6 protein-coding genes are annotated in these 12,427 nt (G+C 70.4%); 1 reads left to right on the top strand and 5 read right to left on the bottom strand.

Annotated features, from left to right (window positions below; all coding sequences use genetic code 11):
* Positions 1 to 47: 47 nt before the first annotated feature.
* The 5 genes from HNR67_RS05280 to HNR67_RS05260 all read right to left on the bottom strand — a co-directional run bounded on the left by HNR67_RS05280 (position 48) and on the right by HNR67_RS05260 (position 10,187).
* On the bottom strand, positions 48 to 995 hold the full coding sequence (locus HNR67_RS05280) for a substrate-binding domain-containing protein (protein ID WP_185000991.1): 948 nt from the start codon (positions 993 to 995) through the stop codon (positions 48 to 50).
* A 33-nt stretch (positions 996 to 1,028) separates the two neighbouring features.
* Positions 1,029 to 2,000: an ABC transporter permease gene (locus HNR67_RS05275; RefSeq protein WP_185000990.1), complete on the bottom strand. Its 972-nt coding sequence runs from the start codon at positions 1,998 to 2,000 to the stop codon at positions 1,029 to 1,031.
* Entirely contained in the window at positions 1,997 to 3,616 is a 1,620-nt protein-coding gene (locus HNR67_RS05270; protein WP_185000989.1) for a sugar ABC transporter ATP-binding protein, read from the bottom strand. The genes HNR67_RS05275 and HNR67_RS05270 overlap by 4 nt, the downstream gene beginning before the upstream one ends.
* Complete coding sequence (locus HNR67_RS05265) at positions 3,613 to 4,608, bottom strand: LacI family DNA-binding transcriptional regulator (RefSeq protein ID WP_246492897.1); 996 nt, start codon at positions 4,606 to 4,608, stop codon at positions 3,613 to 3,615. The genes HNR67_RS05270 and HNR67_RS05265 overlap by 4 nt, the downstream gene beginning before the upstream one ends.
* Positions 4,609 to 5,084: 476 nt before the next feature.
* Entirely contained in the window at positions 5,085 to 10,187 is a 5,103-nt protein-coding gene (locus tag HNR67_RS05260; RefSeq protein WP_221489780.1) for an SdrD B-like domain-containing protein, read from the bottom strand.
* A gap of 592 nt (positions 10,188 to 10,779) precedes the next feature.
* On the opposite strand from HNR67_RS05260, the gene ptsP reads away from it, so the two are divergent.
* Positions 10,780 to 12,420 carry a phosphoenolpyruvate--protein phosphotransferase gene (gene ptsP / locus HNR67_RS05255; protein WP_185000986.1) on the top strand — a complete coding sequence of 547 codons (1,641 nt, stop codon included), beginning with the start codon at positions 10,780 to 10,782 and terminating at the stop codon, positions 12,418 to 12,420.
* Positions 12,421 to 12,427 lie beyond the last annotated feature (7 nt).

The following is a 12,427-nucleotide window of genomic DNA, read 5'->3' as shown; positions in this document are numbered from 1 at the left end:
TACCTACCGGGTGGGGGCCGGTGGAACTCAAAGGGTGTGACTGGTGCTCAGTTGTTCAGGAACTCTCGGACGTTCGCCTTGGTGACGACCCGGACCGGGATCTCGATGAGGTTCCGGACGGTCTGACCCTTGAGGTAGCGAACCGCCTGCTCAACCGCCTGACGGCCCAGTTCCTTCGGCTGCTGGGCCACAGTGGCGGCCATCTTGCCGCTGTCCACCGCGGCCAGCGCCTCCGGCGTGCCGTCGAAGCCGACGATCTGGAAGTCCTTGCCCGCGCGCTCGCCAAGTGCCTGGACCGCGCCCAGCGCCATGTCGTCGTTCTCGGCGAAGAGGCCCTTCACCCCGGACTTGGCGGTGATCATGTCGGTGGTCACCGACATGCCCTTGGCCCGGTCGAACTCGGCGGTCTTGGACAGCGCGATGCGGACACTGGAGCGCAGCGCCAGACCCTGCTGGAAGCCCTCCCCGCGGTCCCGGCTGGCCGAGGTGCCCAGCAGGCCCTGCAGGTGCAGCACCTCGCCGGGACCGGTGGCCTTGGCCAGCGCGGCCGCCGCCTCGACCCCGCCCTGCACGTTGTCCGAGGAGACCTCCGAGATCACCCGGCCACCGGTGACCGCGCGGTCCACCGCGACCAGCGGGATGCGCGCGTTCTCCGCCGCGATGGCCGCGGGCTTGGATTGCTCGGTGTCCACCGGGTTGAGCAGGATCGCCTTGACCCGCTGGCTCACCAGGCTCTGCACCTGGGTGAGCTGCGTGGTCGCGTCGTTGTTGGCGTCCATGTAGATGACCTTGACGCCCTGCTCCTTCTCGCCCTGCTGGACGCCCTCCTTGAGCTGGAGGAAGAAGGGGTTGGTCAGGGTGGAGGACGCGAAACCGATCACGATCTCCCCACCGGGGGCCGGGGTGTTCGCGTCACTGCTCGGGTCGCAGGCGGCGACGAACACGAGTGCGGCGGCGGTCGCGGCGGCGAGGATGGCCCGCCTGGAGTGCCTCATTGCGGAGTTTCCCTTTCTGCTGGTCCTCATCGGTCAGCGACTGCGGCGGCGAAGAGTGTCAACCAGGACGGCCACGGCGATCACCACGCCGATCACGACCTGTTGCCAGAAAGGAGAAACCTGGACCAGGTTGAGCCCGTTGCGCAATACCGCGAGGACCAGAGCTCCGACGAAAGCGCCGCTGGCTCTGCCGACTCCGCCCGAAAGGGAGGCGCCGCCGATGACCACGGCGGCGATCGCGTCCAGCTCGTACCCGACCGCGGCCTGCGGCCCGGCCGAGCCGAGCCGACCGGCCAGCAGGATGCCCGCGATGCCCGCGAACAGCCCGGACAGCGCGTAGATGATCAGCTTGTTCTTGCGGACGTCGATGCCGGAGAGCATCGCCGCCTCCTCGTTTCCGCCGATCGCGTACATCGTGCGGCCCGGGTAGGTCCGGTTGAGGATGAAACTTGTGAGAGCCAGCACACCGAGCATTACCAGCAGCGGCACGGGCAGGAAGTCCCCGATGGTGGAGCCGAGGAAGGTCACCTCGTCCGGGGTGACCTTGGGCGCGCCCTGGGAGACCACCAGGGTCAGGCCGCGGGCCACGCTGAGCATGGCCAGGGTGGCGATGAAGGCGGGCAGCCTGCCGTAGCTGACCAGCACGCCGTTGATCAGGCCGGCCAGCGCGCCGACGCCGAGCCCGGCGATCAGCGCCAGCCAGCCGGGCAGACCGGTCTCGGCCGCGGTGTAGGCGGCCACGATGCCCGAGAGCGCCGCCACGCTGCCGACCGAGAGGTCGACACCGGCGGAGACGATCACGAAGGTCTGGCCGAAGGCGAGCACCGCGACCACCGCGGCCTGCACACCCACGTTGAGCAGGTTCTGCGCGGTCAGGAAGGTCGGGGTGAGCAGGCTCAGGGTGACCACGAGCAGCAGCAGGCCGCCGAGCGCGCCGTTGTCGGAGAGCAGCCGCCCGATGTCGGGCCCTTTCCGCCGCCGTGTGGTTCCGGTGGTGGTGGTCATGCCCGCTGCTCCCGAGTGCTGTCGACGGTGATCCCGCCGGGTTCGTCCTGGTCCTGCCGGTTCTGCGCGTCGAGCTGCTCAGCCTGCTCGGCCTCGTTCCAGGCCGCGCTGAAGCTGGGCACCCGGCGCCGGGCAGCCGGGTCGGAGACGGCCAGTGCCATCACCGCGTCCTGGGTGGCCTCGGCCGCGCTGAGTTCGCCCGCCACCCGGCCGCCGGCCATCACCAGCACCCGGTCGCTCATCCCGATCACCTCGGGCAGGTCGCTGGAGATCAGCACCACCGCGCGCCCGTTGGCGGTCATCTGGTTGATCAGCTCGTAGATCTCGACCTTGGCGCCCACGTCCACGCCGCGGGTCGGCTCGTCGAGCACGAGCACCTGCGGGTCGGCCAGCAGCCACTTGCCGATGGCGATCTTCTGCTGGTTGCCGCCGGAGAGTTCCTTGACGGTCTGGCCCAGCCCGGCGCAGCGCACCCGCAGCTTGCCGGAGATCTCCTCGGCCTTGCGGGCCTGCCCGCGCCGGTCGATCAGGCCGAGGTGGCTGGTCCCGCGCAGGGTCACCAGGCCCAGGTTCTCCCCCACGCTGGAGGTCAGCACCAGGCCCTGGCCCTTGCGGTCCTCCGGCACCAGGCCCAACCCGGCCCGCATGGTGGCCTGCACGTTGCCCGCGGGCAGTTTCCGCCCGGCCACCTCGACCTGGCCCGAGTCGTAGCCGTCCACGCCGAAGACCGCGCGGGCCACCTCGGTTCGGCCGGAGCCGACCAGCCCGGCGATGCCGAGCACCTCACCGGCCTTGACCTCGAAGGAGACATCGGCGAACGCGCCCTTGCGGCACAGCTTGTGCACCTTGAGCGCGACCGCGCCGCCCTCCTCGGCCCGCCGGGGGTACTGCTCCTCGATGGTCCGCCCGACCATCAGCTGGACCATCTCGTCCTCGGTGGACCCGGCAGGCAGCACGCCCACGCTGCGCCCGTCACGCAGCACGGTGATCCGGTCCGCGATCCGGCGGATCTCCTCCAGGTGGTGGGTGATGAACACCAGGCCGACGCCCTGCCGCCGGAGCTGGTCCATGATCTCCAGCAGCCGGTCGGTCTCGCTCTCGGTGAGCACCGCGGTCGGCTCGTCCAGCACCAGGATCCGGGCGTCCTGGTCCAGCGCGCGGGCGATCTCCACCATCTGCTGCTGGGCGATGCCCAGCTTGCTCAGCGGGGTGGCCGGGTCGACCTTGAGCCCGACCCGGTCCAGCAGCGGCACCGCGTCCCGGCGCATCCGCCGGTGGTCGATGACGCCGAAGCGGCGCGGCTGGCGGCCGAGGAACAGGTTCTCCGCCACCGAGAGCTGCCCGACCAGGGTCAGCTCCTGGTAGATCACGGCCAGGCCGAGCGCGCGGGCGTGCAGCGGCGAGGTGATCTTCACCTGCTCGCCGGCCAGGAACACCTTCCCCGCATCCGGCTTGTGCACCCCGGCCAGCACCTTGACCAGCGTGCTCTTGCCTGCCCCGTTCTCACCGAGCAGGACGTGCACCTCACCCGCGCGCACCTCGAGATCCACATCGGCCAGCGCGAGCGCGCCGGTGAACCGCTTGGTGACACCTTCGACGCGGAGCAGGACGCTCATGCAATTCCTCCGTGTTCGCCACACGAGCCGCGGGCGATCAACTTGGCCGACAGACTCACGTTCTTCGCGCGCTCGCCCGAGATGAGCCCGAGCAGTTCGCGCACTGCCGCGCTGCCCATCTCCTCGGTGGGCTGGGCGATCACCGTGATCGGCGGATCGAACAGCGGGAACCAGGCCAGGTCGTCGTAGACGGCCAGGCCGACGTCTTGGGGCAGCCGCAGCCGCCGCCTGCGCAGCTCTTCGAGCGCGCCGAGGCCCATCAGGTTGTCCATCGCCACCAGCACGCTGGGCGCGTCCGGGCGGTCCAGCAGCTCGCCGGTGGCCCTGGCGCCGCTGGCCCGGCGGAAGTCGCCGTGCGCGATCTGGGTGGCCTGCGCGGCCAGGCCCAGCTCGGCCAGTGCCGAGGTGAACGCGGCCAGCCGCTCCCGGCCGGTGCTGGTGTTCTCCGGTCCGGCGATCACGCCGATCCGCCGGTGCCCAAGGCTCAGCAGGTGCTTGGCCAGCTCACGCAGCGCGGCAACGCCGTCGGCCCGGATGACCGGGGCGTCGCTGGCCGGCACCGCGCGGTCGAGCAGCACCAGCGGCACCCCGCTGTCGTTGACCTCGGCCAGCCACTCCGGATCATCGCTGGCCGGGCACACCAGCAGGCCGTCGACCCGGCGGTCCAGCAGCGTGCGCACATAGCGGCGCTGCTGCTCGTCGCTCTCGTCGGCGTTGCCGAAGACCACGCAGTAGCCGTGCTTGCGCGCTTCGTCCTCGACCGCCCTGGCGATCTCACCGAAGAAGGGGTTCAGCAGATCGCTGATCACCAGCCCCAGGGTCTGGGTGCTGTGCATGCGCAGGGACCGGGCCAGCACGTTGGGCCGGTACCCCAGCTCCGCGACCGCGGTGAGCACGCGTTCGCGAGTGGCGTCAGTGGGCGCGGCATGGCCGTTCAGTACCCGGGACACCGTGGCGGTGGAGACGCCAGCACGTAGTGCGACGTCCTTCATGGTCGCCAACGACCCGATCCTCCAGACGTGGGTGGGGAAGTCCCCCGTCGTGTATCTGACTTACTACGTTCCGTTGTGTATTCGATTACAGGTCAAGGTTATTCGATTACACAAGCCGCCGAAAGTTCTGTATCGCTTCAGTAGCCAACAGATCACGAAGGGTTAACCCGTGCGAGATGTAGGTATTCGCACGGATGTCTCGGCGGGTCCGTACCGGGCAGAGTGTGTGTCGTGGGAGCCGGAAGTGCGCCTCCCCCGCCACTCCCGCGGTGTGGCTGGCGGAGGCGCATCCAGGTCTTTTCCGTGCACAGGGTGCCTGCTCCGCCGTCGCGGGCAGCACGAGGGGGTGGACGGGAGAGAAGAAGTCAGTGTCAGGGGCGGGTCGAGGGGGCCTGCCAGGGGGACGACTGACAACAGAAGGGCCGCCATCTGGGGAGATGGCGGCCCTTCGGCTTCTACTGGCTGGCTAGCCCAGGTCAGACGCTGTCGGAGCGTCGGCGTCGCCGACTGGCCAGCAGCATCAGCCCGGCGCCGCCGCCAAGGGCCAGCAGGCCCAGTGCGAGCAGCCACCCGACATCGGCGCCGGTGTCGGCCAGCTTGCCCTGGTCAACCACTGGAGCGGGCCGCGGACCGGGGCCAGGCCCAGGTCCGGGACCGGGTCCGACCTTCGGCGCGAGCAGGCCCGCGTCGATGGTCAGGTTCTCCCGCTTGCCCGGTCCGAGTGCGACCGGCTTGGCGCACCCGGTGGCCGGATCGGCGTCGGAGTCCTTCGCCGGATCCCCGGCCGCCGCCTTGGTCGGCGTGTAGCCGGCCAGCGCGGACGGCAGGCTCTTCAGCCCGAAGCAGACCGTGTAGCTGCCCTCCGGCAGGCCCTCCACCAGGTACTTGCCGTCCTTGCCGGTGGTGGTCTCCTTGACGGTCTTGCCGTCCTTGTCGACCACCTTCACCGGCACGCCGGGCACCCCTGGCTCATCCGGGTCCTGCAGGCCGTTGCCGTTCTTGTCCACCCACACGTAGTCGCCGAGCCGGTTGACCGGCTCCGCGATGCCCGCGTCCAGGGTCAGGTCCTCCGGCTTGTCCACGCCGAGCGTCGTGGTCTTGGTGCACCACGTCGCCGGGTCGACATCGGAGTCGACATCCGCCGCGCCCGCGTTCGGCTTGGTGACCTGGAAGTCACCGTAGGGCGCGGGAAGCGACTTGCCGTCGAAGCACACCTGGTAGGTGCCATCCGGCAGCTTGCCGAAGAGGTACTTGCCCTTGTCGTCGGTCTTCATGGTCGCCAGCTGCTTGCCCGTGGCGTCCTTGAGCACCGCGGTCACCCCGGCCACCGGCTTCTCGCCCGCGTCCTGGAGACCGTTCTTGTTGGCATCCACCCACACGTAGTCGCCGAGCCGGTTCGGCTCGCGCAGACCCGCGTCGACGGTGAGCACCTCGCGCTTGCCCACGGTCAGCTCCACCGGGTTGGTGCAGCCGTCGGCGTTGGCGTCGGAGTCCTTCGCGTCATCCGAGCCCGCGTCCTGCCTGGTTGGCAGGTAGCCGGCGTTGGCCGCAGGCAGCGTCTTCAGGTCGAAGCACACCTGGTAGAGGCCGTTGGGCAGCCCCTCGAAGAGGTACTTGCCCTGCTCGTTGGTCTTCGTGGTGAGCGTTTCGCCAGCCTTGTTGCTGACCTTCACGGTGATGCCCGGCACCGGGGGTTCGCCCTGGTCCTGGACGCCGTTGCGGTTGGTGTCCACCCAGACGTAGTCGCCGAGGCGGTTCACCGGGGCCACCAGGCCCGCGTCCAGCGTCAGGTTCTCCCGCTTGCCGGTGCCCAGCTGGACCACCGGCGTGCACCCGGTGACCGGGTCCGCGTCGGAGTCCTTGGCATCGTCACCGGTGTTCGCCGTGGTCAGCGTGTAGTCGCCGACGTTGGCCGGGAGCTTCTTGACGTCGAAGCAGACCTGGTAACCACCATCGGGCAGATCGGTGAACAGGTACTTGCCCTGCGCGTCGGTCTTGGTGGTCTGCTCCGGCCCGTTGACCGGACGCAGCACCGCGGTCACCCCGGCCACGGGGATCTCGCCCGCGTCCTGGAGGCCGTTCTTGTTGGCGTCGATCCAGACGTAGTCGCCGAGCCGGTTCACCGGGCTGGTGAGCCCGGCGTCCAGGGTCAGGTTCTCCCGCTTGCCCGGTCCGAGGTCCACCGGCTCGGTGCAGCCGGTGGCCGGATCGGCGTCGGAGTCCGTGCCGTCGTCACCGGCGTAGCGCTTGGTGAGCTGGTAGTCGGCGAGGTCGGCAGGCAGGCTCTTGAGGTCGAAGCAGACCGAGAACTTGCCGTCGGGCAGCTTGTCGAAGAGGTACTTGCCCTGCGGATCGGTGGTGGTGCGACCCACCTCCGTGCCGCCGCCGTTCTTGACCACCACGGTCACCCCGGCCACCGGCTTCTCGCCCGCGTCCTGGAGACCGTTCTTGTTGGCATCCACCCAGACGTAGTCACCCAGCTTGTTCGGCGGGCTGACCAGACCGGCGTCCAGGGTGAGGTTCTGCCGCTTGCCCGCACCCAGTTCGACCACCTCGGTGCAGCCGGTGGCCGGGTCGGCGTCGGAGTCGGCGGTGTCCGCACCGGCGTTGGGCGTGGTCGGCAGGTAGTCCGCCACCGCCTGCGGCAGGCTCTTCAGGCTGAAGCACACCTGGTAGGAGCCGTCCGGCAGATCGGTGAACAGGTACTTGCCGTTCGCGTCCGTGCTGGTGCTGCCGACCTCGGCGCCATCGCCCTTGAGCAGCGTGACCTTGACCCCCTCGACGCCCGTCTCCGGCGCGTCCTGGAGGCCGTTCTTGTTGGTGTCGATCCACACGTAGTCGCCCAGCTGGTTCACCGGCGGCATCAGACCCGCGTCCAGCGTCAGGTCCTCCGGCTTGTCGATGTTCAGCGTGGTCGTCGCGGTGCAGCCGGTGGCCGGATCGGCGTCGGAGTCCTTCGCGTCATCGGTTCCCGCGTTGGCCTTGGTCGGCACGTAGTCACCGACGCTGGCCGGCAGCTTGGTCAGGTCGAAGCAGACCTGATAGGTGCCGTCCTTCAGCTTGTCGAACAGGTACTGCCCGCTCGCGTTGGTCGTGGTGTTGCCGACCACCGCGCCCGAACCGTCCTTGAGGATCACCGGCACGCCCGGCACCGGGCTCTCCGGCGCGTCCTGGACGCCGTCCTTGTTCGCGTCGATCCAGACGTAGTCGCCGAGCCGGTTGCCCGGCCGGATACCCGCGTCCAGGGTCAGGTCTTCCCGCTTGTCCGGGCCGAGCGTGGTGCTGGCGGTGCAGCCGGTGGCCGGATCCGGGTCGGAGTCCTTGGCGTCGTCACCGCCGGCGTTCGGCCTGGTGGGCAGGTAGCCCTGGTACTCGGGCGCGAGGCCGGAGAGGTCGAAGCAGACCGTGTAGGCGCCGTCCGGCAACGGGGTGATCAGGTACTTGCCGGTGGCGTCGGTGGTCGCGGTGCCCGCCGCGCTGCCGTCCGGCTTCTTCGCGGTCACCTTGACCCCGGGCACCGGCGGTTCCCCGGCGTCCTGCACGCCGTTGCGGTTGGTGTCCACCCAGACCAGGTCGCCCAGCTTGTTCGGCGGGGCGACCGTCACACCGGCGTCGACGCTGTGATCGTCCGCGCCTGCCGGGCCGACGTTGACCGTGGCGGCGCCGGTGGCCGGGTCGACGTTGGAGTCCACGGTCCGGCTGGCCCCGGCCTCCTTGCCGGTCCAGTTCAGGGTGGCCGGTGGTGGCGCCCCCGGCAGACCTGAGGTGTCCGCGGCGGAGTAGTCGAACTTCACCGTGTAGCAGCTCTCCGGCTTCACCCCCTCGGCCGCGCCGAAGTAGTACTGGCCCTTGGCGTCGGTGGTCTTGGTGCCCAGCACCGTGGTGCTGCCGCAGGCCAGCAGGGTCACCTTGACCCCGGGCAGCGCGGGCTCGCCGCCGTCCTGCACGCCGTCGGAGTCGGCGTCGAACCAGACCCGGTTGCCGATCTGCACCGGGGCCTGGTCGCAGAGCGCCTCCAGGTCGCCGAGGCCGTTGGCCTTGCCCCAGCCCTCGCTGGTCTCGTCCAGGACCTCGTAGGCGTTGGAGCGCTCGTCGTTCTGCATGGTGCCGTTGACCCGGTCGAACCAGCCGACGCCGCTGGCGCGGTAGTCCACCGGGTCCATCACGGTCGCGGGCATCCGGGAGGCGCCGGGCACGATCGCCACCGCGCCCATCCCGGTCTCCTGGTGCCGGTTGAAGAACTCGCCAGGGTAGTACTCGACCACCGAGTCCGGCTCGCCGCCGTTGTCCGAGCCGGTGTTGTTGTTCGGGCAGCCCGCGCCGCCCTCCCAGACGAAGCCACCACCGGACTGCTTGCAGACCCGGTTGTAGTCACCGCCGACCACCGCGTTGTAGGTGGTGCCGCGGGCGCTGCCGTCCGGGGACGGGGTCTGCTGGCCGACCTGGTCGCCGAAGCGGTCCCGGAAGCCGAGCACCAGGTCGCCGTCGTTCTCCACGCCGATGTCGGTCATCAGCGGCTGCGGGTAGGCCGTGTTCTCGGAGCCAGGGTCGAACCCGGCCCGGCTGTGCGGGATCTTGTTCAGGTCCCAGGTGTCCAGCCATGGGCGCCAGGTCGTGCCGGTGTCCCGGAACGCCTCGCCACGCTGGAAGTCCAGCGTCTTGTTGACCACCGCGGCCCCGAAGGCGCTGCCGGTGAACGGAAACACCACGCCCTTCACATCGGACAGCTTCTGGCTGGACGCGCCAGAGCAGACGCCGCCGACGTAGACCACGCCGTCCTTGACGCCCAGCGCGCCCGGCCGCCAGTCGGCCGCGGCGGCACAGGCCGTCGCCGGGATGGCGTAGGAACCCTTCGGCGCGGTCGCGGTGGCCGCGGTGGCGTCGTAGACGTAGAGCTTCTTGTCCGCCATGTTGACGACGTAGAGGTCCTTGCCGTCGTCGGAGATCTCGAGGTCGCCGAGGCTCTCCTTGCCGGGGACGCTGTAGAACCCGCCGTCGAAGTTGGTGCCGACCGCGTGTGCGGTCGAGCCCGCGTTCGGCACGGTGGCGAACCGGGTGGTCGCCCCGCCAGCCGCGGTCACGTAGATCGCGCCGGCGCCGCCGGGGCCGTAGAGCGCGAGCCGTTTGGCGAAGGCGCCGGAGAACAGCCGCTTGTCCGCCTTGCGGTAGGCCATGCCGAAGATCGTGCCGGTCTGGCCCTGACCGGCCAGCTGGGTCGGCGCGGGCGAGGTGCCGCGGGCGGTGAACGGGAAGCTCACCAGCGAACGGGCGCCCGCGTTCTCCTTGACCAGGTACACATCCCGCTGGCAGGCCGTGGCCAGCGCCGGGTTGGCCTGGCAGTAGTCCGCCGGGTTCCACACGCCCATCGTCACGGTGACGTTCTTGCGGCCGGAAACGTCGACGAATTCGGTGAGTGAGGAGAGACTGCCGCCTGCCGGCGCGGGCTTCAGGTAGGACATCGACTCGGGAATGCTCGCCTCGACGCGGTACTTGCCGCCCGAGACGTTTCCGAGTGGGACCGTCACGGTGCCGTCAGCGGCCGTGGTCGCCGATGCCGAGCCGCCACTCGGATCGGTCACGGTCAACGGAATTCCACTGACGCCCACTTCCAGCGCGGGCTCATAAGTGCCATTGCCGTTGACATCACGGACAACGCTCACACGCAGTGTTCCGTCACCCTCGCCCGCGGCTGCGGGTGCTGGGTGGACGAGGACAGCCGCGCTGGTCGCCGCAAGGGTGGCTGCTGCAACCAGCCCTATCGGTCTTCTCACGTCACGCTCCCGGGAATACGGTCACAGGAATTAGCTGAGTCGAAGATCGGCTCGCGCGCACGGTATTCCGCGGGAGGAGTGATGGAGGGTCACCAGCCAAGGTGAACTTTGATCGCGGGGAAGCACTGAGCGCGGTCCCGTCCCCCGAATTCCCGCCGTTCTAGGGTTTTGTCGACTACAGCCAGTAGAAGAAACCGGCTATCGTTGGGTTCCGGACACGATCTGGCAGCGAAATCCGGGTTCAGCAAGCGGAGTGCGGCCAACGCGGAAAGCGATGGCCGTCGACTCGAACGGGGAAAGGGGTCAGGCGATGGTGTTGATCACCGGTGCCCGGCTGGTCACCTTGCGTGATCCGCGTCACGGAGTCGGGAACCCCTACTTCTTCGGTATGGTCTAGACCATGTCGGGAACCCAGCTGGTCGGTGTCGGAGTAAGCCCAGGTCAGGCCGCTGGGCCCGTGGTCAGGGTGGCCGAGCCGCTGCCGGAACCGTCGGCCGGCCCGGCGCCCGCGGACGCCGCGGCCGAGGCTGCCCTGATCAAACCGGCCGCGGACGCGGTGGTGGCCGAGCTGAACCGGCGGGCCGCCGCCGTCGAGGGCGAGTCCAGGGTGGTGCTGGAGACCACCGCCGCGATGGCCGCCGACCCCGCGCTGCTGGCCGAGGCGGAGAAGCTGGTCAGGGACCGCGGCCTGCCCGCGCCGCGCGCGGTGTTCGAGGCGGCCAACGGCTTCGCCACCATGCTCGCCGCGGCAGGCGGCTACCTGGCCGAACGGGCCAGGGACGTGCACGACGTGCGGGACCGGATCGTGGCCACCCTGCTGGACGTGCCCATGCCCGGCGTGCCCACGCTGACCGCCCCGAGCGTGCTGGTGGCCCGCGACCTGGCCCCGGCCGACACCGCGGGCCTTGACCCGGCGCTGGTGCTGGCCCTGGTCACCGAGGAGGGCGGCCCCACCAGCCACACCGCGATCCTGGCCCGCTCGCTGGGCATCCCCGCGGTGGTGGCCTGCCGCGGTGTGCTCGCGCTGGACCCGGCCGGGCTGGTCGTGGACGGCGGCACCGGCCTGGTCACCGCGCCGGGTGGGACGGTGGCCGCCCAGGCGGTGGCCCGAGGGCCCAAGGTCGAGTGGAACGGGGTCGGCAAGCTCGCCGACGGGCACCGGGTGAAGGTGCTGGCCAACGTCGGCTCGGCCGAGGACGCCAAGGCCGCGGTGGCCACCGGCGCGGAGGGCGTCGGCCTGTTCCGCACCGAGTTCTGCTTCCTCTCCGCCACCGAGGAACCCACGGTGGCCGCCCAGCGCGAGGCATACGCCGCGGTGCTCGCCCCGTTCCAGGGCAAGCCGGTCATCGTGCGCACCCTGGACGCGGGCGCGGACAAGCCGCTGCCCTTCCTCAACACCGTCGAGGAGCCCAACCCGGCACTGGGCGTGCGCGGTCTGCGCATCGCCAGGGAGTCCGCAGGCGTGCTGGACCGGCAGCTGGAAGCGATCGTCGCGGCCGCCGCGGACACCGGGGCCGAGGTCTCGGTGATGGCGCCGATGGTGGCCACCGCCGAGGAGGCCGCCTGGTTCGCCGAGCGGGCCAGGGCCGCCGGGGTGACCAGGGCCGGGGTGATGATCGAGATCCCGGCCGCGGCACTGGCCGCGCGGGAGGTGCTGGACGCGGTCGACTTCGTCAGCCTCGGCACCAACGACCTGGCCCAGTACGTCTTCGCCGCCGACCGCATGCTCGGCGCGCTGGCCACCCTCAACGATCCCTGGCAGCCCGCGCTGCTCCGGCTGATCGCCCTGGTCGGCGAGGCCGCCACCGCCACCGGCAAGCCAGCCGGGGTCTGCGGCGAGGCCGCCGCGGATCCGGATCTGGCCTGCGTGCTGACCGGACTCGGCCTGACCAGCCTGTCCATGAACAACGCCGCGCTGACCCAGGTCGGCGCCAGGCTCGCCGGGGTCCGGCTGGACGCCTGCCAGCTGGCCGCCCGAGCCGCGCTGGCCGCCAAGGACCCGGCGCACGCCAGGACCGCCGCGCACGCCGCCCTGCACTGAGCGGGCT

Source organism: Crossiella cryophila (genome assembly GCF_014204915.1).
Taxonomy (GTDB): Bacteria; Actinomycetota; Actinomycetes; order Mycobacteriales; family Pseudonocardiaceae; genus Crossiella; species Crossiella cryophila.
This window is presented reverse-complemented; position numbering and strand designations above follow the sequence as displayed.